Origin of the sequence: Streptomyces sp. NPDC057616 (assembly GCF_042800575.1) — a bacterium.
In the GTDB taxonomy this organism is placed as follows: domain Bacteria; phylum Actinomycetota; class Actinomycetes; order Streptomycetales; family Streptomycetaceae; genus Streptomyces.
The window spans coordinates 70,391-91,906 of record NZ_JBHVGU010000017.1 but is presented as its reverse complement, the minus strand read 5'-3'; the positions used below and the strand labels follow the sequence as shown (position 1 = coordinate 91,906).

Annotated in this window: 18 protein-coding genes, 1 tRNA gene and 1 pseudogene; 9 read left to right on the top strand and 11 right to left on the bottom strand. The window is 72.8% G+C overall.

Annotation, left to right across the window (positions count from 1 at the left end; all coding sequences use genetic code 11):
- Positions 1-3: 3 nt before the first annotated feature.
- Positions 4-828, top strand: a pseudogene (locus tag ACFU97_RS22345) (triphosphoribosyl-dephospho-CoA synthase); the annotation flags it as partial.
- Positions 829-850: 22 nt separating this feature from the next.
- On the opposite strand, the gene ACFU97_RS22340 reads toward ACFU97_RS22345, so the two are convergent.
- The 3 genes from ACFU97_RS22340 to ACFU97_RS22330 form a co-directional block, all read right to left on the bottom strand.
- On the bottom strand, positions 851-2,218 hold the full coding sequence (locus tag ACFU97_RS22340) for a PLP-dependent aminotransferase family protein (protein WP_384259134.1): 1,368 nt from the start codon (positions 2,216-2,218) through the stop codon (positions 851-853).
- Between the two features lie 131 nt (positions 2,219-2,349).
- Positions 2,350-3,807: an aminopeptidase P family protein gene (locus ACFU97_RS22335; RefSeq protein WP_384259132.1), complete on the bottom strand. Its 1,458-nt coding sequence runs from the start codon at positions 3,805-3,807 to the stop codon at positions 2,350-2,352.
- A 97-nt stretch (positions 3,808-3,904) separates the two neighbouring features.
- Positions 3,905-5,416, bottom strand: a complete 1,512-nt coding sequence (locus tag ACFU97_RS22330) for a PP2C family protein-serine/threonine phosphatase (protein WP_384259129.1) — start codon at positions 5,414-5,416, stop codon at positions 3,905-3,907.
- 492 nt (positions 5,417-5,908) lie between these two features.
- Here ACFU97_RS22330 and ACFU97_RS22325 point away from each other — a divergent pair, with 492 nt between their 5' ends.
- Both ACFU97_RS22325 and ACFU97_RS22320 read left to right on the top strand, forming a co-directional pair.
- Positions 5,909-6,574 (top strand): bifunctional DNA primase/polymerase, encoded by a 666-nt coding sequence (locus ACFU97_RS22325; protein ID WP_384259127.1) that lies wholly within the window; start codon positions 5,909-5,911, stop codon positions 6,572-6,574.
- 56 nt (positions 6,575-6,630) lie between these two features.
- Complete coding sequence (locus tag ACFU97_RS22320; RefSeq protein WP_384259125.1) at positions 6,631-7,227, top strand: hypothetical protein; 597 nt, start codon at positions 6,631-6,633, stop codon at positions 7,225-7,227.
- 243 nt (positions 7,228-7,470) lie between these two features.
- Here ACFU97_RS22320 and ACFU97_RS22315 read toward each other — a convergent pair whose 3' ends face one another.
- From ACFU97_RS22315 to ACFU97_RS22305, 3 genes are all read right to left on the bottom strand, one after another.
- Positions 7,471-8,433 (bottom strand): DUF5926 family protein, encoded by a 963-nt coding sequence (locus ACFU97_RS22315; RefSeq protein WP_384259122.1) that lies wholly within the window; start codon positions 8,431-8,433, stop codon positions 7,471-7,473.
- A gap of 116 nt (positions 8,434-8,549) precedes the next feature.
- Entirely contained in the window at positions 8,550-9,110 is a 561-nt protein-coding gene (locus ACFU97_RS22310; protein WP_384259120.1) for an ATP-binding protein, read from the bottom strand.
- A 254-nt stretch (positions 9,111-9,364) separates the two neighbouring features.
- The gene (locus tag ACFU97_RS22305; protein ID WP_384259118.1) at positions 9,365-10,192 is read right to left on the bottom strand and encodes a glycerophosphodiester phosphodiesterase; all 828 of its coding nucleotides are present in this window, start codon (positions 10,190-10,192) and stop codon (positions 9,365-9,367) included.
- 257 nt (positions 10,193-10,449) lie between these two features.
- Between ACFU97_RS22305 and ACFU97_RS22300 the strand changes: the two genes are divergently transcribed.
- Both ACFU97_RS22300 and ACFU97_RS22295 read left to right on the top strand, forming a co-directional pair.
- Positions 10,450-11,985, top strand: coding sequence for a S1C family serine protease (locus ACFU97_RS22300; protein ID WP_384259116.1), 1,536 nt, complete (start codon positions 10,450-10,452; stop codon positions 11,983-11,985).
- 109 nt (positions 11,986-12,094) lie between these two features.
- Positions 12,095-12,181, top strand: a tRNA-Ser gene (locus ACFU97_RS22295).
- Positions 12,182-12,268: 87 nt separating this feature from the next.
- Here the strand turns inward: ACFU97_RS22295 and ACFU97_RS22290 are convergent.
- From ACFU97_RS22290 to ACFU97_RS22270, 5 genes are all read right to left on the bottom strand, one after another.
- A complete protein-coding gene (locus ACFU97_RS22290) occupies positions 12,269-12,958 on the bottom strand; it encodes a GAF and ANTAR domain-containing protein (protein WP_384259114.1) in 690 nt (229 codons plus the stop codon).
- Positions 12,959-13,006: 48 nt separating this feature from the next.
- A complete protein-coding gene (locus tag ACFU97_RS22285) occupies positions 13,007-14,002 on the bottom strand; it encodes a hypothetical protein (protein WP_384259111.1) in 996 nt (331 codons plus the stop codon).
- Positions 14,003-14,119: 117 nt separating this feature from the next.
- Positions 14,120-15,961, bottom strand: coding sequence for an asparagine synthase (glutamine-hydrolyzing) (asnB, locus tag ACFU97_RS22280; protein ID WP_384259109.1), 1,842 nt, complete (start codon positions 15,959-15,961; stop codon positions 14,120-14,122).
- A gap of 814 nt (positions 15,962-16,775) precedes the next feature.
- Positions 16,776-17,219 (bottom strand): hypothetical protein, encoded by a 444-nt coding sequence (locus ACFU97_RS22275; protein WP_384259107.1) that lies wholly within the window; start codon positions 17,217-17,219, stop codon positions 16,776-16,778.
- A gap of 45 nt (positions 17,220-17,264) precedes the next feature.
- Positions 17,265-18,131 carry a bifunctional DNA primase/polymerase gene (locus ACFU97_RS22270; RefSeq protein ID WP_384259105.1) on the bottom strand — a complete coding sequence of 289 codons (867 nt, stop codon included), beginning with the start codon at positions 18,129-18,131 and terminating at the stop codon, positions 17,265-17,267.
- A gap of 343 nt (positions 18,132-18,474) precedes the next feature.
- Here ACFU97_RS22270 and ACFU97_RS22265 point away from each other — a divergent pair, with 343 nt between their 5' ends.
- The 4 genes from ACFU97_RS22265 (at position 18,475) to ACFU97_RS22250 (ending at position 21,415) form a co-directional block, all read left to right on the top strand.
- Positions 18,475-18,786 (top strand): hypothetical protein, encoded by a 312-nt coding sequence (locus ACFU97_RS22265; RefSeq protein WP_384259102.1) that lies wholly within the window; start codon positions 18,475-18,477, stop codon positions 18,784-18,786.
- 171 nt (positions 18,787-18,957) lie between these two features.
- Entirely contained in the window at positions 18,958-19,860 is a 903-nt protein-coding gene (locus ACFU97_RS22260) for a bifunctional MaoC family dehydratase N-terminal/OB-fold nucleic acid binding domain-containing protein (protein ID WP_384259100.1), read from the top strand.
- Positions 19,857-20,252 carry a MaoC family dehydratase gene (locus ACFU97_RS22255; protein WP_384259098.1) on the top strand — a complete coding sequence of 132 codons (396 nt, stop codon included), beginning with the start codon at positions 19,857-19,859 and terminating at the stop codon, positions 20,250-20,252. The genes ACFU97_RS22260 and ACFU97_RS22255 overlap by 4 nt, the downstream gene beginning before the upstream one ends.
- Positions 20,249-21,415 (top strand): lipid-transfer protein, encoded by a 1,167-nt coding sequence (locus ACFU97_RS22250; RefSeq protein ID WP_384259095.1) that lies wholly within the window; start codon positions 20,249-20,251, stop codon positions 21,413-21,415. Before ACFU97_RS22255 ends, ACFU97_RS22250 begins: the two co-directional genes overlap by 4 nt.
- Positions 21,416-21,516: the final 101 nt, after the last annotated feature.

The following is a 21,516-nucleotide window of genomic DNA, read 5'->3' as shown; positions in this document are numbered from 1 at the left end:
GCGTTGAGCGACCGTGCGGACGAGACGCTGGCGCGGGCCGCCGTGGCCGCGCTGACCGGGCAGCTCGCCCTGGCCCCCAAGCCGGGGCTGCCCGACCCGCGCGACCTCGGCGCCCGCGCCCTGTGCCCGGACCACGATTCCCTGCGCTGGTCGGCCAAGGCCCTGGCGCCGGGCCTCGCGGCGATGGCCGCCGCCGCCCGCCGCACCGGCGCGCCCACGCCGGTGCTCCGCGTGGAACTGGGTGCGATCGGCCGGTCCACCGAACACTCGGTGGGCCTGGCCGGCGGCGGTCACCGGGGCGCCCTGTGGGCGCTCGGTCTGCTCGTCGCGGCGGCCGCGTTCGACCCCCTGGCCGGGGGACGCGACGTGGCCGCGGCCGCCAAGAAGATCGCCGCCTTCAGGGACCGGGGCGCCCCGCGCCGGCCTTCGCGCGGCTCGTCGGTCTCGGCGAAGTACGGCGCGGCGGGCGCCCGGGGCGAGGCCCGCGCCGGCTTCCCGCACGTACGCCGGGCGCTGGACGCCCTCGCCCGGTCCCGCGCGGCCGGCGCCACGGAACCGCAGGCACGCCTCGACGCCCTGCTCACCGTGATGTCCACCCTCCAGGACACCGAACTCCTGCACACCGCCGGACCCTTGGGGCTGCGGCACGTGCAGGCGGGAGCCCGCGCCGTCCTCGACGCGGGCGGCACCGCGACCGAGGCCGGCGCCGCGGCGCTGCGGACCCTGGACGGAGACCTGCACGCGCGCGCGTGGAGCCCACGCGGCAGCGCTGGCCTGCTCGCGGGCGCCCTGTTCCTGGACTCGCTGCCGGCGGCCACGCCGGTCCGGCCCGGCCGGCCGCGCGGCGGGGTCACTCCCCCGCGAGCACCTTCCGCAGCACCTCGAGCGCCTCCGGGTACGCCCGCTCCCGGGGCGTCCCGTACCCGACGACGAGCCCCTGCGCCCGGTCCGGACCGGGCGTGTGCCAGTGGTCGCCCAGGTGCCCGACCGCGAGCCCCTCCGCCGCGGCCCGCTTCAGCGTCTCCTCCTCGTCGGCGACCTCCACGAGCGCGTGCAGCCCGGCGGCGATCCCGCGCACCTCGCACCGGTCGCCGAGCCGGTCGAGCAGCTGGTCCCGGCGTCTGCGGTAGCGCAGCCGGCAGGCGCGCACATGGCGGTCGTAGGCATGGCTGTCGATGAGCTCGGCGAGCGCCAGCTGGCCGATGGACTCGGTGTGGTGGTCGCTGTGCAGCTTGGCGTCGGCCACCGTGTCGACGAGATGCGGCGGCAGGACCATCCAGCCGAGCCGGAGCGCCGGCCCGAGCGTCTTGGAGGCCGTGCCCAGATAGACGACCTGCCCCGGCGCCATCCCCTGCAGCGCGCCGACGGGCTGCCGGTCGTAGCGGAACTCCCCGTCGTAGTCGTCCTCGACGATCAGCCCGCCGCGCGCGCGGGCCCAGTCCGTGACCGCCCGCCGCCGCTCGGGGTGCAGCGTCACACCGGTCGGGTACTGATGGGCCGGCGTCACGACCACGGCCGCGGCGTCCCCCAGCTCCCGGGCGCACACGCCCCGTTCGTCGACCCGAACGGGCACCACGTGCCCGCCGTTGCGCCGCACCACCTCCCGGTGGAAGGGCAGCCCCGGGTCCTCCATGGCGATCGTGTCCCCGTCGAGCACGCGCGTGAGCAGCGCGAGCCCCTGCACGTACCCCGAGGTGATCACGATCCGTTCGGGCGGCGCGATGACGCCGCGGGCCCGCCCCAGATACTCCGACAGCGCGGTGCGCAGCTCGAGCCGGCCGCGCGGGTCCCCGTAGTCGTAGGCCAGCAGCGGGGCCGTCGCTATGGCCCGGCGCAGCGCCCGCAGCCAGGCCGCCGCCGGGAACGCCCCGACGTCCGGGCTGCCCGGCCGCAGGTCGAAACGCGGCGTACGCGCGCGTGCCGCCGCCTCCGGCGCCCCGGCGTCGAGCGAGGGCAGGGAGGCGACCTGCGTGCCCGACCCCTGCCGGGCGGTCAGGTACCCCTCGGCGACGAGCTGGTCGTAGGCCGCCTTGGCCGTGCCCCGGGAGATGCCGAGCTCCTCGGCCAGCCGCCGGGTCGCCGGCAGCCGGGTCCCGGGCGCCAGCCGCCCGTCCCGCACGGCGTCGCGCAGAGCCCGTTCGAGCCCGACCCGCCGCCCCTCGCCGTCGTCGGTCTCCAGATGCAGATCGACACCGACACCGGCCAAGAAGCCGTCCACCTATCAACCCCCGTGAGCGAGAGCGCCCCTTCTTCCGGGGGCGCGAGGAACTGCGCGACCGGCCCACGACTACCCGCGGACCGCATGGAAATGGCCGGGCACCACCTTCGTACCCGGCCATCGATCCGACGTCAGCCCTTGAGCGAGGCCATCCAGGACTCGACCTCGTCGGAGCGGCGCGGCAGCCCCGCCGACAGGTTCCGGTTGCCGGACTCCGTCACCAGGATGTCGTCCTCGATCCGCACCCCGATGCCGCGGTACTCCTCGGGCACCGTCAGATCATCGGCCTGGAAGTACAGCCCCGGCTCGACGGTGAGGCACATGCCCGGCTCCAGCGTGCCGTCGACGTACGACTCCACCCGCGCGGCGGCGCAGTCGTGCACGTCGAGACCGAGCATGTGCCCGGTGCCGTGCAGCGTCCAGCGCCGCTGGAGCCCGAGCTCCAGCACCCGCTCCACGGGGCCCTCGACGAGACCCCACTCGACGAGCCGCTCGGTGAGCACGCGCTGCGCGGCGTCGTGGAAGTCGCGGTACTTGGCACCCGGCCTGACGGCCGCGATGCCGGCCTCCTGGGCGTCGTACACGGCGTCGTAGATCTTCTTCTGGATCTCGCTGAAGCGGCCGTTGATCGGCAGCGTGCGGGTGACGTCCGCGGTGTAGTACGTGTGCGTCTCGACGCCCGCGTCCAGGAGCAGCAGCTCGCCGGAGCGCACCGCCCCGTCGTTGCGCACCCAGTGCAGCGTGCACGCGTGCGGACCGGCGGCGGCGATGGTGCCGTAGCCGACGTCGTTGCCCTCCACGCGCGCGCGGAGGAAGAACGTGCCCTCGATGTAGCGCTCCGAGGTCGCCTCGGCCTTGTCGAGGACCTTCACGACGTCCTCGAAGCCGCGCACGGTCGAGTCGACCGCCTTCTGCAGCTCGCCGATCTCGAACTCGTCCTTCACCAGCCGCGCCTCGGACAGGAAGACGCGCAGCTCCTCGTCCCGCTCGGCGGTGACCTTGTCGGTCAGGGCCGCCTCGATCGCGGCGTCGTACCCGCGCACGACGCGCACCGGGCCGGTGGCCTCGCTCAGGGCCGCGGCCAGCTCGCGCACGTCGGAGGCGGCGATGCCGTACAGCTTCGCGGCCTCGGTGAGGGAGTGCCGGCGCCCGACCCACAGCTCGCCCTGGCCGGACAGCCAGAACTCGCCGTTCTCGCGGTCGGAACGCGGCAGGAGGTAGATCGTCGCCTCGTGGCCGTCGGCGGTGGGCTCCAGGACCAGGACGCCGTCCTCGGTCTGGTTGCCGGTGAGGTACGCGTACTCCACCGACGCGCGGAACGCGTACTCCGTGTCGTTCGAGCGCGTCTTCAGGTTGCCCGCCGGGATCACCAGCCGCTCGCCCGGGAAGCGCGCGGAGAGCGCGGCGCGGCGCGCGGCGGTCTCGGCGGCCTGGGCGATCGGCTCCAGGTCGTGCAGCTCCGTGTCGGCCCAGCCGGACTTCATGCTCTCGGCCAGCTCGTCGGAAACGCCCGGGTACAGGCCGTTCTTGCGCTGCTTGATCGGCTCTTCGCTCTCTTCCGGGGTCTCCGGTGTGAGCTCGTCGGCCACGGTCATCCTCCTCGATACGGCACTGGACCCCCTCCATCGTACGGTCGTACGGAAGGGGGCCCAGGGTCGGAAGTCCTGTTCCGGCGGCTGCCGGCAGCTACTCGAAGCGTGCCGCCAGCAGCACGACGTCCTCCTCGTCCGCCGCCTCGTCCAGCCCGTCGGGCAGCACCGTGCGCAGCACGTGGTCCGCGATCGCGTCCGGATCGTCGCGCAGCGCCCTCGGCACCCCGGCCGCCGCCGCGTGCAGCCGGGCGAAGGCGCGGTCGGTGGGGTCGCCGGTGCGGTGCAGCAGCCCGTCGGTGTAGAGGAGCACCGTCTCGCCGCGCTCCGCCTCCAGCTCCACGCTGGGCGCCTCCCAGCAGGCGAGCATGCCGAGCGGCGCGGACACCGACGTCTCCACGAACTCCGTGCGCCGCTCGCCCACCAGCAGCGGCGGGCAGTGCCCGGCACCGGCCAGCGTGATCTTGCGCAGCGCGGGCTCGCAGTAGGCGAACAGGGCGGTGGCGGAGCGCGCGGGCTCGGTCAGCCGCAGCAGCAGTTCGAGATCGGACAGCACGGCGACCGGGTCCTCGCCCTCCATCACGGCGTACGCGCGCAGGGAAGCTCTCAGCCGTCCCATCGCGGCCACCGCGCTCGGCCCGGAGCCCGTCACCGAGCCCACCGCGAGTCCGAGGGCGGCGTCCGGCAGCGGCAGCGCGTCGAACCAGTCGCCGCCGCCGCGCGGACCGGTGCGGTGCCGGGCGGCGAGCTGCACGCCGGCCACGCGGGGGAGCCGGGACGGCAGCAGCTCCTCCGACATGGTCGCCATGCACGCGCGCGTGCGCTCCACCTCCACCAGCCGGGCCAGGTGCTCGCCGGCGTAGCGCGCGTAGAGCCCGACGAGGTGGCGCTGGCGTTCGTTCGGCTCGGCGGGCTCGTCGTAGAGCCAGACGGCCGCGCCCAGCCGGCCCGCGTTCTCGCGGGACAGGGGGAGCGCGTAGCACGCCGCGTAGCCGAGGCGGGCGGCCACTTCGCGGTGGCGCGGGTCGAGCCCGTCCTCGGCGAAGAGGTCCGGCTCGGCGATCTCGCCGTCCGCGCCCGGCAGTCCGTCGAGGATGCGGCCGTAGGACATGGCGCTGCGCGGCACCGTCTCGATGTGACCGAGATCGGCGCGGGCGAGGCCGAGGCCGATCGTCGTGTCGGGGCCGAGCCCGTCACCGGGCTCCAGGACGACGAGACCGCGCCGGGCGCCCACGAGGGCGGCTCCGGCGCGCAGCACCTCCGTCAGGGCGTCGGACAGTGCGTCCGTGCGCGCCAGGCGTTCGGTGAGTTCGTGCAGTGTCGTGAGGTCCGAGACCCAGCCGGCGAGCCGGTCGGTGAGCAACGCACCTGGTGGGTGCGGCGGAGAGACCGGGGACGCACCGGAAGCTGCGGGCGCGGGCGCGACAGTGTGTGCGGGCGAGGGAACCGTTGAATCGATTCCAGCCACTTTCGGAAGGTGAGGGGCGTTCATGGCGTCCGGCTTTCCGACCGGTGCGTACTGCTCAAAAGCATCGCAAACCCCCATGTCATTCTGCGTCGCCAGCAGTGTCTCCACATGTACACGCACTCGTGAGGGGATGTCCAGCATTGTCCTGCCGGGATTCCTGGTGTCCAGGGGCAACCAGTGGTCCCTCCGTCCAAAAGCAAATTTGGCTTAAAACTGACTCGGGTTACGGCCTATTGCGGTCGACTGGGTTTGCTCCACAGAGCGTCACAGCGGTCGTGATGGGTACGTACTCGGTGAAGGCCAGGGGTGGTTGCCGCCACCCGGAACCTGGTGCCCGACCCGGGCGTCTTAGCCACCGACGACCGTGCCCCATCCTCCCGTGGCAGAGGCGAAGAGAAATACACGGGACGGCAAAACGCCAGACTTCGCCACCCCCGCGCCACGCCCATGCTTTTGATGGATGCAGCATGGACGAGGCTGCCACGGATGCAGTCAACGTTCGACCCATAGGGGTTCCCCGTGCCCATGGCCGGGGTGTGATGCGCCAACAGGTACGCACAGTGCAGTGATCGACACATGGTGTGATGTGGCCCACGGTGTTGCCAGCGGTGCAACGGAAAGGAACGAGCGCTCATGCGCGAGATCCTCGGAAGGCGACGCAGGCTCCTGTCCCAGCGCAACGACGGAAGGCCTGAGTTGATCGGCGCGGCCCTGACCTTCGCGACGGAATGGCAGTGGCCCGTACTCCCGGGCGTGACGGCGGACCCGCAGGGGCACTCCCGCTGCGGCTGCCCCGACGCGGACTGCACGGTGCCCGGTGCGCACCCCTTCGACCCCGGCCTCCTCGCGGCCACCACCGACGCCCGGATGGTGCGCTGGTGGTGGAGCAACCGGCCCGCCGCGCCGATCGTCCTGGCCACCGGCGGCAAGGCCCCCTGCGCGGTGAGCCTGCCGGCCCTGGCCGCCGCGCACACTCTGACCGCGCTCGACCGGATGGGCATGCGCCTCGGCCCGGTCGTCGCCTCGCCCAGCCGCTGGGCGATCCTGGTGCGGCCGTACTCCATGGAGCAGCTCGGCGAACTGCTCTACGCCAAGGACTTCGTCCCCGGCTCCCTCCGCTTCCACGGCGAGGGCGGCTACCTCGCCCTGCCCCCGTCCGAGACCGGCGAGGGCGAGATCCGCTGGGAGCGCGCGCCGCTGCCCGGTTCGGCCTCCCCGTGGGTGCCCGACGTCGAGGCCGTGGTGGACGCCGCCGTCGAGGCCCTCACTCGTACGGGTGTGAGCGCGCCCGAGTTGTAGGGGTGTCGGGCGCGCACGGGTCCGCGCGCCCTCCGGCGGTGGCTATCTTCCGCATCATGCTGCGACATTCCGGGACACGACCCACAGACCCCAAAAAGGTCCGCCTCCTCGCGCTGGCGGCCGTCGTGGCATGCGCGGTCGCGCTGCCGCTGGCCGTGGCGTCCGCCGGGCCTGCGGACGACGAGGGCCGCACCGTCGTCCGCGCCCCCGCCCGCGAGGCCGTACGGCCCTCCCCGGTCGACGAGGACGCCAAGGCGGGTTCCGCCGCCCCCTCCAGCTCTCCGCTGCTGCTCGGCCTGGGCCTGGCCACCGCCGTGCGCTGCGGGCCCGAACTCACCTCCCCCGACGGCATCGAGGCGCAGACCTGCGTGCTCACGCAGGGCGACGACACCTGGGCGCGCACCTACTACCGCAATGTGACGGGCGAGGCGCTGGACTCCGTGCTGAGTCTCATGGGGCCGGGCGGCCGGACGGTGCAGATGAAGTGCGCCGTGGGCGCCGACGACGAGCCGGGCATGTGCGAGACGCCCCGGCAGCACAGCCGGAGCGGGCCTTCCGCCTACACGGCCGTCGCGGAATTCGCGGGGCGGGCGGCGAACGGTCCGCTGCTGCTCCGTTCCGGAAGCAACTCCTCGGCGGCCACCGGTAGTTGACGCCCAGTTGCATTCTGTAAAGAAGCTCCGGACAGAAAAAGGCCCGGTTGCTGGCGACGGGGGATGCACCAGCAACCGGGCTACTCGAACGGTAACAAGAGATCGGCGGTTCGCAAATTCGATCCCGCCTTTCCAGTCACGTATTTGCTGGAACCGGGCGGGACTTGCGAGCGGATCAGGCAAGTCCGGATGATCGGGTTCAGCTGACCGGTCGGTCAGCCGGACCCGATCGTGCCGGATCGGTCAACTGAGCGTGACCTGCCGGTTGGTGAGGCCGCCACGGGCGCGGCGCTCCTCGGCGGTCAGCGGCGCGTCCGTGGCGAGGGCCGCCGCGAGACGCTCGGCGAACTCGGCCGCCGGCTTCTCGACGTCGTCCGCCGAGACGCCGCTCGGCAGGTCCCAGACCGGCACGGTGAGCCCGTGAGCGCGGAAGGAACCCACGAGGCGGGTGCCGTCACCGAGGCTCGAGCGGCCCGCCGCGTGCAGCCGTGCGAGGGCGTCCAGAAGCTGCTCCTCCGGGTGCGGCATGACCCAGCGCAGGTGGTTCTTCTCCGGGGTCTCGCACCAGTAGGCGGCGTCGACGCCGGTGAGCCGGGCGGTCGGGATGGCCGCGGCGTTGGCCCGCTCCAGCGAGGCGGTCACCTCCGGCGTGGCGTTGTCCGCGTCCGGGACCCAGAACTCGAAGCCGCTGTGCACAACTGGCTCGAACGCGCCTTCGGGGTCGAGCAGATCCTGCAGCCGCGGGCCGTCGGCCGGAGCGCGGCGGCCCTCGACCGGCGTGCCCGGCTTGGCGGCCAGCGCGCGCTGCAGGTTGTCGGCGAGGTCGCGGCTGACGTCGCCGGACGCCGTGTCGTTCTGCAGGCCCAGCAGCACCGAGCCGTCGTCGCGGCGCAGCGCCGGCCACGCCATCGGCAGCACGGTCGCGAGCGTCACGGAGGGCACACCCTCGGGCAGGCCGTCCTTCAGGGTCAGTTCGACGGTGGCCGCGGGCACCAGCTCGCGCAGCGCCACCCAGTCGCACTCGCCGGTGATGCCCTCGAAGGGGCGGTGCACCAGCTCGGTCGCGGCGTGCGCGGCGGCCCGTCCGTGACAGGCCTTGTAGCGCCGGCCACTGCCGCAGGGGCAGGGCTCGCGCGCGCCGACAACCGGGACCTCTCCGTCCGTGATCTGCGGCTTGGCCTTCGTCTGAGGTCGCTTCTTGGCCATCGTGGGTGTCTCCCGGTTACGGCTCGTCTGGTACGGCGGGAGCCTAGCCGTTCACACCGTGACCCACGGAAACCCGCGACCCGTTCGTTTCGGATCCTGCGGACGACGCCGTCCGGTCAGTCCCGATCGTCGAAGGCGTCGGCGAAGCCCCGGGACGGCATCTGCGGAATCCGCGACGCCGACGGGGAGGTGACGCGCGTAGGAAAAGGCTCGCGCACCGGCCCGGCCTCGCGGTCCGGGATGCCCTCGTGCACCACGACCCACACCGTGACCTCGCCGCGGGCGTCGTCCCGGACGCCCCAGTCGTCGGCCAGTGCGGTGATGATGTTCAGGCCGCGGCCGCCGTGCGCCGTGATCGACGGGGTGGCCGGAGCCGGGCGGGTGGGTCCGCCACCGTCCGTGACCTCCACCGTGAGCCGGCCGCCGCGATCCACCTGCCAGGCCGCCCGTACGTCGCCGTCACCGGAGAGGGCGTCGCCCAGCGGCCGGCCGTGCTTGCACGCGTTGCTCAAGAGTTCGGACAGAATCAGAACGGCATCGTCGATGACCGCGTCCGACACACCGCCCGTGCGCAGTTGCTCGCGCATACGGTGTCTCGCCTGCCCCACGCCCGCAGGCCCATGGGGTACGGCCATGCTCGACGACGTGGGCACCTCCTGTGCCACCACCAACGCCACCCCCGAGACCTCCTTTGCCCCACGCCACGGTGTGGATGCCCCAATGGCCTGTACCGGAAACCGGCCATTCCACGTTCAGTGACGCATTCGCAACGATCGAACACGGAGCGAACGCGCCGGAGCACTCCCTGTAGCCGTATGGCTGGATTTCGACTGTGGCCAAGTCAGGAGAATGGTGCCGAAGGGGTGCATGGGTCAAGGGTTCTTCACAGGTCTTTACCACTGAAGCGGGTTCGGACAGTGACGAAAGCGGCTCAGCGGTCGAGCCGGTGCAGAACGGCGCGTGGCCGGTTGGTGATGATGGCGTCGACGCCCAGGTCGGCGCAGAGGTCCACGTCCTCGGGCTCGTTCACGGTCCATACGTGCACCCGGTGGCCGGCCCGCTTCAGCCGCTCGATGTACGCGGGGTGGTTGCGCACGATGCGGATCGAGGGGCCCGCGATCCGGACACCCGCCGGCAGCCGTCCGTCGCGCAGCCGCGGGGAGACGAACTGCAGCAGGTAGACCGTCGGCAGCGACGGCGAGGCGGCCTGTACGCGGTGCAGCGACCGCGCCGAGAAGCTCATGACGCGCACGGGGGACTCTTCGGCCGAGGCCGGGGCGTCCAGGCCGAAACGCTTCAGCTGCACCAGCAGCCGCTCCTCCACCTGACCGGCCCAACGGGTCGGGTGCTTGGTCTCGATCGCCAGCTCCACCCGCCGGCCCGCGTCCGCGACCAGCTCCAGCAGCCGCTCCAGCGTCAGTACGGAGGTGTCCTGGCGGTCCTCGGGCAGGAACTCCCAGTCGGGCTCCTCGTCGCGGTTGCGCCAGAACTCCCTGTTCTTGCGCGAGCCGAAGTCCAGGGCGGCGAGGTCGGCCAGCTCCAGCGCGGACACCGCGCCCCGCCCGTTGGACGTACGGTTGACGCGGCGGTCGTGGACGCAGACGAGATGGCCGTCGGCCGTCAGGCGCACATCGCACTCGAGGGCGTCGGCGCCGTCCTCGATCGCCTTCTTGTACGCGGCCAGGGTGTGCTCGGGAGCCTCTTCGGAGGCTCCGCGATGGGCGACGACTTGGATCCGGTGCTGCCGTGCGTGAGTCACCGCGTCATGGTGCCACCGCTGCCGGGTAGTCGTGCGATCGGAGGAGCATAGATTGCGCCCCTTTTGCCTGTCATGGCCTATATAAAGAATGGCCCCGGACCCACAGGCACGGCTTATGGTGCCCTGACGGCTCATGGGAAAGGCTGACGGCATACAAAAGAACATGCACAGCTGCATCGCGCCGGACCGTCGACCAACGTGAACGAGCGTGACCGAGTGCGACCGAGAAGAACAGCCGTGGACCGAGGAGACAAGCTGTGAGCACCGAGAACGAGGGCACCGCGGTACCCCCGGCCCCGTCCGCACCCCCCGTGCCGGTGGACGCTCCCACTCCCTCGGCACCCGACGCCTCCGGGGGGAGCGCCCCGACGGCGCCGCTTCCGCCGGTGCCTCCGAGCGCCCCCGGCGCCGCGGAGCAGGAGCTGGTGCACGCGGGCCACACCCCCGCCTACGCGGCCGCGGGGTCGCAGGACCCGCAGGGGCCGGGCGCCCCGCAGGGCCACGGGCCCGGAGAGTCCCAGGGCTCGGCCCCGGACGCCTCCTGGCCGCCCCCGCCGCCCGCCACCCCGTCCTACGCGGACCCGGGTTCCGGCGGCGGTGCGCACGCCGGCGGTTCCGACACCGGCGGCCCGGGCGGCGGTTGGGGCACCACCTACCAGCAGCCCGCGCCGAAGTCGGGCCGCGGCGGCATCGTCGCCGCGATCCTGGTGGCCGCGCTCGTCGCCGGCGGCCTGGGCGGCGGCCTCGGCTACACGCTGGCCAAGAACAACGACTCCTCCGGCTCCACGACGGTCTCGGCCTCCGACAGCGGCGGCTCCGTCAAGCGCGACCCGGGCACGGTGGCGAACGTGGCCGCCAAGTCCCTGCCCAGCACGGTGACCATCCAGGCCGAGTCCACCAGCGGCGAGGGCGGCACGGGCACCGGCTTCGTCTTCGACACCCAGGGCCACATCGTCACCAACAACCACGTCGTCGCGGACGCGGTCGACGGCGGCAAGCTCACGGCCACCTTCCCGAACGGCAAGAAGTACGACGCCGAGGTCGTCGGCCACGCACAGGGCTACGACGTGGCGGTCATCAAGCTCAAGAACGCCCCGTCCGACCTCAAGCCGCTGACCCTGGGCAACTCCGACAAGGTGGCCGTGGGCGACTCCACGATCGCCATCGGCGCCCCCTTCGGCCTGTCCAACACGGTGACGACGGGCATCATCAGCGCCAAGGACCGCCCGGTCGCCTCCAGCGACGGCACCGGCAGCAACGCGTCGTACATGAGCGCCCTGCAGACCGACGCCTCGATAAACCCCGGCAACTCCGGCGGCCCGCTCCTGGACGCCGCGGGCAACGTCATCGGTATCAACTCCGCGATCCAGTCCACCAGCAACGGCGGACTCGGCGGCAGCGGCAGCCAGTCCGGCTCGATCGGCCTGGGCTTCGCGATCCCGATCAACCAGGCCAAGTTCGTGGCCCAGCAGCTGATCAAGAACGGCAAGCCGGTCTACGCGAAGATCGGCGCGTCGGTCTCCCTGGAGGACTCCAGCAGCGGCGCCAAGATCACCGAGCAGGGCGCCAGCGGCTCCGACGCCGTCGAGTCGGGCGGCCCCGCCGCCAAGGCTGGCCTCAAGCCCGGCGACGTGATCACCAAGCTCGACGACCACGTGATCGACTCCGGGCCCACCTTGATCGGCGAGATCTGGACGCACAAGCCCGGCGACCAGGTCACGATCACCTACGAGCGCGACGGCAAGACCCACACCGTCCAGCTCACCCTCGGCTCCCGCACCGGCGACAGCTGACCCACCGACCCACGCGCGCGTGCCTCCCCGGGTTCGCGACATCTGGCCCACGCGCGCGCGTGCCCACCCGTTACTCTGGTCCCCGCGCTGCTCGTGATCGGCGGCGCGGGGAGGCGTGCCCGAGCGGCCGAAGGGAACGGTCTTGAAAACCGTCGTGGCAGCGATGTCACCGTGGGTTCAAATCCCACCGCCTCCGCCCACGTCCTGGACGTAGCGGGTCTGCAGGGGTGCCACTTCTCCGAGTGGCGCCCCTGACCGTTTTCCGGGCTCCGGGCGTCCTGGGTCAGGTCAGGCCGCCGCGTTCGCAGACCAGGCGGGCGACCTCGCGGAGCTTGACGTTGTTCTCCTGCGAGTAGCGGCGCAGCACGTCGAAGGCCTGGTCCTCGGAGAGGCGGTGGCTGCCCATGACGATGCCCATCGCCTCGCCGATGGTGTGGCGGGTGGAGAGGGCCTTCTCCAGCTGGGAGTGCGTGCGCGCGCTGGAGAAGGAGACCGCGGCGTGGGAGGCCAGCAGCCAGCCCGCCAGTTCACTGGCCTCGGTGAAGACGCCGGGGCGGCGCGAGTAGATGTTCAGCGCGCCGAGCTCTTCCTCGTCCGTGTAGAGCAGGAAGCCCATCATGCTGCCGATGCCGAGCTCGTGGGCCTGGGGCCCGAACGCGGGCCAGCGTGGCTGTTTCTCGGTGAAGTCCGGGATCCGGAACACCCGCTCGCCGTCCTTGGTGCGGGCGGCGTCGAAGCACGGCCCCTCGCGCAGCCGTTCCTGCAGCCGGTCGCTGTCGTTGACCAGTTGCTCCGTCGGCGCCAGCGTCTGCACCTGACTGCCGTGCAGGACGAGGATGCCGGCGGCGTCGCAGCCGTCCACCAGCTCCACGGCCGAGGCGGTGATCCGCTCCAGCGTGGCGTCGACCGACGTCTGCGCCAGCAGGTCCCGGGCCAGCGACGCCATCTGCTGTGCGAACTCGGCCCAGTTCATCGTGTCCCGCCTTCCTGCCGGTTTCCGGGGAGCCGTACCTTCACCATGTCACGCGTGCCCCACGGAGCGCGGTGGCGTCTGTGCGCGGAGGCGGGTGACCCGGCCGGCGGCGGTCCCGGCGCGGCGGCGGGCCTCACGGACCCGCCGGTCGGCGTCGCGGGCCCGCTCGCGCGCCGTCCGGGCGGCCGCCTCGGCCCGGTGCCGGTCCTCCTCGACGCGGCCGAGTTCCTCGGTCAGTTGCCGGACGCGCCGGCCGAGCGACTCCGCGCGCTCCCGCGCGGTGTCCGCGTCCCGGTCGGCCTCCGCGGCCTCCTGCCGGCGGGCCTCCAGCTCCCGCTCGGCGTCCTCGGCCTTCCGGCGGGCCTGTTCGAGCCGGCGGCGGCGTTCCTCGCCGGCCTTGTCGCGCTGTTCGTTCCGGCCGTCGGCGCGGTCGTTCCTGCCGCCGCGCCGTGCGGGCCGGGCCTCCTGCTCCCTGCGCGCCGAGCGGGCGGGCCGCGGGCGGGCACCCTCCGCCGCCGCGGGGAACCCCGCGACCTGGTCGAAGGCCCTGACCAGGCGCCCGGTGGCCCACTCCGCCGCGGCGCCCGGGTCGGCGAGCACCGCGTGCAGGATGGCGGCCACCTCGCGCCGGGTGTCCTCGCCGATCGGGTGCCCGGCCCGGTCCGCCAGCTGCTGCGCCTGCCGGGACATCGCGTCGATCACGACGTGCTGCTGCCGGCTCAGCTCGCGCAGCTGCGCCCCGTCCAGGTCGCGGTGGGCCTGGCGCAGCCCTTCGCCGAGCCGCAGCAGGGACTCGGCCTCCTCGGGCCGCTCGCGCACCAGCAGGTTGCTCGCCCAGGCGGCCAGGGCGGGCCGGCGCAGCTTGCCGATCCGCCCGGCCAGCGTGCGGTCGCCGGCCCTGCGCGCCTCGGCCGCACGCGCGTCACGGGCGGAGGTGAAGTCCTCCGGCCGCAGCCCGTACAGCTCGTCGGCGACCGAGTCCAGGTCCACCGGGTCTCTCGCGATCGGGGCCACCGTGCCGAGTCCCTCCGCGATCGACGTCACTGAGGCGCGTTCCACGTCACTGAGGCGCGCCCACCTCACGGGGGCGGGTTCCGCGCTTCCCGCTCCTTATGCTGCCGTCCGGCCCGGGCCCGGGCACCTCGGGACGCGGACCGCGGATCAGCCCAGACGGATCTCCGGGCGGTACATGTCCAGCCACTGGGCCAGGTCGAGCGCCCGTTCCAGGCCGCGCCGCTGGGCCTGGTTGCTCACGGGGGCGTCGTGGTGGGCGACGCGGCGCAGCCGCTCGCGGTCGACGAGGTCGAAGACCGGGTGGGAGGGCCGCGACAGCAGGTCCTTGGCCTGGTCCTGGAGCGCGACGGCGTACTTGGGGTCCTGGGTGGAGGGGTACGGGCTCTTGACCCGGTCGTACACCGACTTCGGGAGCAGGTCGGCGGTCGCCTCCCGCAGCAGGCTCTTCTCCCGCCCGTCGAACGACTTCAGCGCCCAGGGCGTGTTGTAGACGTACTCGACGAGCCGGTGGTCGCAGAACGGGACCCGGACCTCCAGGCCGACGGCCATGCTCGCGCGGTCCTTGCGGTCCAGCAGGATGCGGACGAAGCGGGTGAGGTGGAGGTGGCAGATCTGCCGCATCCGGAACTCGAAGTCGCTCTCGCCGTCGAGGCGCCGGATGCCGTCCACGGCGGTGCGGTAGCCGTCGGCGACATAGCCCTCCAGGTCGAGCCGGCCGAGCAGATCGGGGCGCAGCACCTCGGCGTCCTCGCCGAAGTGCCGGCCGAAGCGCACCAGCCAGGGGAAGGTGCCGCCGCGGCGGGCCTCCTCGTCGAAGAACTGGAGGTAGCCGCCGAAGACCTCGTCGGCGGACTCGCCTGACAGGGCGACGGTCGACTGGTCGCGGATGGCCCGGAAGAGCAGGTAGAGGGAGGCGTCCATGTCGCCGAGCCCGGCGGGCAGGTCGCGGGCCCTGATCACCTTCGCGCGCACCTCGGGGTCGGCGAGCGCCTGCGCGTCGAGCACGATGTCCTGGTGCTCGGTGTGGGCGGTGCGGGCCACGTCGTGCACGAACGGGGTGTCGGGGGTGCCGCGCAGCTCGTCGGCGACGAAGTGGTCGCTCTGGCCGACGAAGTCGACGGCGAAGCTGCGCACCTTCTCGCCGTGCGCGCCGAGTTGGCGTGCGGCGAGCGCGGTCATGGCCGAGGAGTCGAGGCCGCCGGAGAGCAGGGTGCAGCGCGGCACGTCGGCGACGAGCTGGCGGCGCACGATGTCGTCGAGCAGCGAGCGGACCGTGGCGATCGTGGTGTCGCGGTCGTCGGTGTGCGGCCGGGTCTCCAACTGCCAGTAGGCGCGGCGGTGGACGCCGGAGCGGTCGACGGTGACGACCGTGCCGGGCTCGACCTCCGCCATGCCCTCCCACACGGCGTGCCGCGGGGTCTTGATCATCGTGAACAGCTCACGCAGTCCGTCCAGGCCGACGCGGGCGGGGGCGAGCGGGTTGGCCAGGATCGCCTTGGGCTCGGAGCCGAACAGGACGCCGTCGGGGGTGGGGTAGTAGTAGAAGGGCTTGATGCCCATACGGTCGCGGATCATCACCAGCTTGTCGTGGCGGCCGTCCCACAGGGCGAACGCGTACATGCCGTTGAGGCGCTCGGCGACCTGCTCGCCCCATTCGAGGTAGCCGTGCAGGACGACCTCGGTGTCGGAGTCGGTGGTGAAGCGGTGGCCGCGGGCGGTGAGTTCGCGGCGCAGCTCGGTGAAGTCGTACGTCTCCCCCGAGTACACGAGTGCCACGCTCCCGTGCGGGGTGTCGGCCGCCATCGGCTGCCGGCCGCCGGGCAGGTCGATGATCGCGAGCCTGCGGTGCCCGAGGGCGGCGGGGCCCTGCACCCAGGTGCCGCGGTCGTCGGGGCCGCGGCAGGCCATCGTCTCGGTCATTGCATCCAATACGGCGGACTCGGTCCGCAGATCGCGGTCGTAGGAGATCCAGCCGGTGATGCCGCACATGGGGCGCCTCCCGATACGGGTTTGCCGCGGGGCCCTTCTCGCGTGCGGTTTTCCGCGCGCAACGACACCCGTGAGCAAACAAGATGTAATTGCCACCTATATGCGAGGGTGCGCCGTGCTCGGGAGATGGTCAACACGGCTGTAACGTGCGGGGGTCTCGGACCCGGCGTTTTCGGCCGCACTTTGCTCGCGCGAAACCCGTCGGCCCCGCTCCTGCCGGGCCGCCCCCACCGCATATCGGCCACAGGCAAAAACTTCCCCGGCAGGGGGCCGGACGGGGGGCGGAACGGATCCGGGGTCCTGGCGCTCGTCGCTCCCATGGAAACGCAGAACCCCCGGGCCCCCGTGGTCCTGCTCGCTCCCGCCCTCCTCGCTCCCGCGCTCCTCCTCGCGGCCTGCACGTCGTCGAACGGCACCCACGCCGACCGCGCGGCGTCACCGTCGTCCAGCCGGTCCCCCGCCTCGGCGGCGCGGGTGGCGCAGCAGGAGAAAGCGCTCGGGGATCGGGCCCGGTCGGCCCTCGGCGCCACCGACGGGGCGTCGGCCTCCGGGCTGGAGCGCGCATCGGAGGGGCTGTACGCCGAGCCGGGGATCACCGCGGGCGCGGCGTACCGCCTGACCGTCGTGTGCGCCGGCACCGGAACCGTCGCCATCGGCTTCGCCGCGGCGGGCGGAGCCGTGAAGAAGCCGGTCCCCTGCGACGGCACCCAGGTCCAGGAGCGCTTCACCCGTCGACGTGACCGGAGCGCACGGCGCCACGGGGATGATCGCCTGGCGCATCGACAAGGTGTGAGCCGGGGGCCGGTTCAAGCGGCTAGAACTCCTGGTCCCGGGCCAGGGTCTCCCAGTCCACCGCCCGCAGCGCCGCGTCCGCGTCGCATTCGGACGGGACGCGGGTCGTGCGCTGGAACCAGATGACCGTGAGGGCCGAGTAGGCCAGGGCCGGGTCGAGCGGGGTCGAGCGGAAGGAGCCGACGCAGGCGACGGGAGGCAGCACCTCGACCGGGCCGTAGGCGCCCGGGTAGTGGTGGGGATACTCGCGCGGGGGCGGGACGAGGTGCACCGGGGCGGTGGGGAAGGACCGTTCCGTCGCGCTGAGGAGCCCCCTGATCACCAGGTCGTTGAACGGCTTGCAGGGGTAGCCGTCCAGCCCGCCGTACGTCGAGGTGAACCGCACGTCGGCGAGGTCGACGGAGCGGCCGGTGGCGAGGACCACACGCGTCAGCGACATGGTCCGCACCCCAGAGCGGTCGTGCATGGAGCTCCTCATGGTTCTTGCGCTGCCACGGCGAACCCGTGGTTCTCACGGCCGGTGCCCCGTCATCCGGGCCGCCGAAGCGATCGTCGCCCGCGCCTCACGTTCGGTCAGGCCGGCGTTCAGGGCCGCCTCGACCAGCGGGTCGACGAGCGCGGGCCCGATGCCGTCCTCATAGGCACGGCAGGCCGCCCAGAACAGGCGGGTGTTGCGCTGCCCCTCGTGCGCGGCGAGGACGAACTGGACCAGCCCCTGTCCGTGGTCGCCCGCCGCGGCCGGCGTGGGCCGGTGCGCGCGCGGTGGCGGCAGCAGCAGCCGTAGCAGGGCGGGCGGGCACGTCGCGGGCGCGAGGTGGGCGGTGCCGGGCGCCGTGTCGTAGACGCCGTGCTCGGTGCGGGAGCCGGGGCCGACGAGGTAGCCGCCGGCGCCGCGGATGTCGATGCCGGGCGCGAGCCGGCCGGCGGAGTTGGGGACGACGACGTCCGGCGGCCCGCTCAGCCACAGGTGGCGGCCGCCGCTGGGGGTGATGACGACCACCGTCTCCGGGATCGTGAACAGGTGGCGCAGCGCCAGCTCGCGCAGGGCGGCCGAGGAGTCCGTGCCCACCTTGGTGTCGAGGTCGACACCGATCAGATGGTGCGGCGGGAGGCCGCACGCGATGCCGTAGCCGGTAGCCCGCGGGGCCGCGGCGAACAGTTCGCGGATCCGGGCCGGGTCGGTCGAGGCGTCGTACACCCCGTGCCCGAGGCGGCCGCACTCGCCGTGGCAGGGGTGGGGGTCGGGATCGTCGTGGTGGGGGGAGCGCAGGGCCGGGAGCTTCGTCCGGGACAGGGGCAGGACGGCCAGACCGCGCTCGGCGGCTGACAGGGCGTGTGCGAGGGCCAGCGTCGTGGCCTGCCGGTCGGTGGTGGCCATGCCTCTATGTTCGTACGTACGTTCGAAAAAGGGAAGCCGAAATCGAGCGCGACGCGCCCGGGGCGGGGAGGTTGGCCGGAAAAGTGACGGAGCGGTTCTCCTCTTGCGGCGCTTGAGGCCGGACCGTCCGGACTGTCCTGACCTGGGCGGCAGAAGTCGCGTTAGGGGTTTATCGACTTGTCGTAGCACTTGAGGGCGAATCGCGCCTTCCGGGGTGGTTCGCCGGGGATTCGGTGGGCAACTCTGATCTTGCGACGTCGAGCACAGCGCCGGGGCGGTCGGCCAACTGCCCTGGTGACAGCGGTACTTCACGTACTTCACGTTGGTGTTCTGGAGGAACAACATGGCAAGCATCCGTACGGCCCGCGTCATCGCCGCCGTCTCCGCCCTTCCGCTGGCAGCCGCTCTGTTCACCGGCGTCGCGGCGGCGGACAACGGCGCCATCGCGGACAACGGATCGAACGCGGGTGTGGCGAGCGTCATCGGCAGCGGTGTCGGCCACGACAACAACGGCAACTCGTCCACCACGCAGCAGAACGCGGTCGGCAACGGCGCCTCGAACCAGAGCAACACCGCCCAGGTCAAGGGCTCCGCGTTCACGGCCATCAACCAGGGGAACAGGAACGTGGCCATCAACTTCAGCGAACTGTGGTGAGCCGGCGCCCCTGACGCAGGGGATGCGGGGTGCGCACGCTGGGGTGCAGGGCGTCTGCGCGGCGGTGCTTCGGCATCGCCGCGCAGGCGTTTTCCCATGTCCAACCGTGACCTTGACAGTGCATCGGATCTGACGGACAGTCAGAAACCCGACGGTCGGAGGTGCGGTGTCGTGGACGACGAGCTGGGCGCACGGCTGAAGTCCTACGAGGGACGGCCCGCAACCCTCACCGGACGAGGCCGGGACCCCGTCAACCTGCCGATGATCCGGCACTGGTGCGAGGCCATGGGCGACACCAGCCCCGCCTACACCGGCCCCGGCGCCGTCGCCCCGCCGACCATGCTGCAGGCCTGGACCATGGGCGGCCTCGCCGGTCACGAGGGGCGCGCGGCGGCCCACGACGAGATGTTCGCCCTGCTCGACGAGGCCGGCTGCACCTCGATCGTGGCGACCGACTGCGAGCAGGAGTATCTGCGCCCGCTGCGCCCCGGCGACGAGGTCACCTTCGACACGGTCATCGAGTCGGTGTCACCGCGCAAGACGACCAAGCTCGGCACGGGCTACTTCATCACGACCCGCACCGACGTCCGGGTCGGCCCGGACCTCGTGGGCACCCACCGCTTCCGCGTCCTCAAGTACGCCCCGGCCGGGGCGCCTTCGAAGCGTCCGCCCCGCCCCCGCCCCGTCGTCAACCGCGACAACGCCGGCTTCTGGGAAGGCGTCGGCCGGGGCCGCCTGCTCATCCAGCGCTGCACCGCCTGCGCGGCCCTCCGCTTCCCCTGGCTGCCGGGCTGCAACGCCTGCGGCGGCCTGGACTGGGACACCGTCGAGGCGAGCGGCGAGGGGACGGTGTACTCGTACGTCGTCATGCACCACCCGCCCTTCCCGGCCTTCGACCCGCCCTACGCGGTAGCCCTGATCGAACTCGCCGAGGGCGTGCGGATGATCAGCGACGTGGTGGGCGTGCCGTACGACAAGGTGCGCATCGGCCTGCAGGTGCGGCTCGAATTCCACTCGTACGACGAGGAGTTGGTGCTGCCCGTGTTCCGCGCCCGCGAGGAGGCCGCCGTATGAGAGCCGGTGAGGAGCTGCCCCCGCTGGAGATCCCGATCACCCGCACCCTGATCGTCGCCGGCGCCATCGCCTCCCGCGACTACCAGGACGTCCATCACGACGCCGAGCTGGCCCGGCAGAAGGGCTCCCCGGACATCTTCATGAACATCCTGACGACCAACGGCCTGGTCGGCCGCTACATCACCGACCACTTCGGCCCGGCGGCCGTCCTGCGCAAGGTGGTCATCCGGCTGGGGGCACCCAACTACCCAGGCGACACGATGGTGTTGACCGGCACCGTCGAGGAGGTCGACGGCGACACCGCGACGGTCCGCGTGGTCGGGGCGAACGGCATCGGCAGCCATGTCACCGGCACGGTCACCGTCACCGTCCCGCCGGGGGGTGCCGGATGAGCGTGCGCGGGAAGGACGGCCTCGGCGGGCGCGCCGCGATCGCCGGCATCGGGGCCACCGAGTTCTCCAAGGACTCGGGGCGCAGCGAGCTGCGGCTGGCCGTGGAGGCGGTGCGCGCGGCGCTCGACGACGCGGGGCTCGCGCCGGGCGACGTGGACGGGATGGTCACGTTCACCATGGACACCAGCCCGGAGATCACCGTGGCCCAGGCCTGCGGGATGGGCGAGCTGTCCTTCTTCTCCCGCATCCACTACGGCGGCGGCGCGGCCTGCGCGACCGTCCAGCAGGCGGCGCTCGCCGTCGCCACCGGGGTGGCCGAGGTGGTCGTCTGCTACCGCGCCTTCAACGAGCGCTCCGGCCGCCGCTTCGGCTCCGGCGTGCAGCACCGCGAACCCTCGGCGGAGGGTGCCGCGCTCGGCTGGGCCCTGCCGTTCGGGCTGCTCACCCCGGCCTCCTGGGTGGCGATGGCCGCCCAGCGGTATCTGCACACCTACGGCCTGACCCCGGAGGCGTTCGGGCACGTGGCCGTGGTCGACCGCCGGTACGCGGCGACCAACCCGGCGGCGTACTTCCACGGCCGCCCCATCACCCTCGCCGACCACGCGGCCTCGCGCTGGATCGTCGAACCGCTACGGCTGCTGGACTGCTGCCAGGAGACCGACGGCGGCCAGGCGATCGTCGTCACGACGCCGGAGCGCGCCCGCGACCTGCGCCGTCCGCCCGCCGTGATCGCCGCGGCCGCCCAGGGCGCGGGCCGCGGCCAGGAGCAGATGACCAGCTTCTACCGCGACGACCTCACCGGCCTGCCCGAGACCGCCGTGGTGGCCCGCCGGCTCTGGCGCACCGGCGGGCTCACCCCGGCCGACGTGGACGTGGCGATCCTCTACGACCACTTCACGCCGTTCGTGCTGATGCAGCTGGAGGAGTTCGGGTTCTGCGGGAAGGGTGAGGCGGCGGACTTCGTCGCCGGGGAGTCGCTGCCGATCAACACGCACGGAGGCCAGCTGGGGGAGGCGTACCTCCACGGGATGAACGGCATCGCGGAGGGGGTGCGCCAGCTGCGCGGGACGGCCGTGAACCAGGTCCCCGGGGCGGAACAGGTGCTGGTGACGGCCGGGACGGGGGTGCCCACGTCGGGCCTGGTCCTGACCGCGGACGGCTGAGCGTCCCGACCGCGGGCGGCCGAGCGCCCGGGCGGCCCCCAGGGGTCATCCCGCAGTATCCCCGGGCCGCTCGTCCACCTTCAGGAGGTGCAGCCACCTCC

Excerpts from the sequence above, each read along its gene's own strand:
- ACFU97_RS22325 (WP_384259127.1), top strand. The coding sequence starts at position 5,909 with ATGCGCGAGATCCTCGGAAGGCGACGCAGGCTCCTGTCCCAGCGCAAC.
- ACFU97_RS22315 (WP_384259122.1), bottom strand. The coding sequence starts at position 8,433 with ATGGCCAAGAAGCGACCTCAGACGAAGGCCAAGCCGCAGATCACGGAC.
- ACFU97_RS22265 (WP_384259102.1), top strand. The coding sequence starts at position 18,475 with ATGGCAAGCATCCGTACGGCCCGCGTCATCGCCGCCGTCTCCGCCCTT.
- asnB (WP_384259109.1), bottom strand. The coding sequence starts at position 15,961 with ATGTGCGGCATCACCGGCTGGATCTCCTACGACCGCGATCTGCGGACC.
- ACFU97_RS22330 (WP_384259129.1), bottom strand. The coding sequence starts at position 5,416 with ATGCTGGACATCCCCTCACGAGTGCGTGTACATGTGGAGACACTGCTG.
- ACFU97_RS22250 (WP_384259095.1), top strand. The coding sequence starts at position 20,249 with ATGAGCGTGCGCGGGAAGGACGGCCTCGGCGGGCGCGCCGCGATCGCC.
- ACFU97_RS22270 (WP_384259105.1), bottom strand. The coding sequence starts at position 18,131 with ATGGCCACCACCGACCGGCAGGCCACGACGCTGGCCCTCGCACACGCC.
- ACFU97_RS22290 (WP_384259114.1), bottom strand. The coding sequence starts at position 12,958 with ATGAACTGGGCCGAGTTCGCACAGCAGATGGCGTCGCTGGCCCGGGAC.
- ACFU97_RS22320 (WP_384259125.1), top strand. The coding sequence starts at position 6,631 with ATGCTGCGACATTCCGGGACACGACCCACAGACCCCAAAAAGGTCCGC.
- ACFU97_RS22275 (WP_384259107.1), bottom strand. The coding sequence starts at position 17,219 with ATGCACGACCGCTCTGGGGTGCGGACCATGTCGCTGACGCGTGTGGTC.
- ACFU97_RS22255 (WP_384259098.1), top strand. The coding sequence starts at position 19,857 with ATGAGAGCCGGTGAGGAGCTGCCCCCGCTGGAGATCCCGATCACCCGC.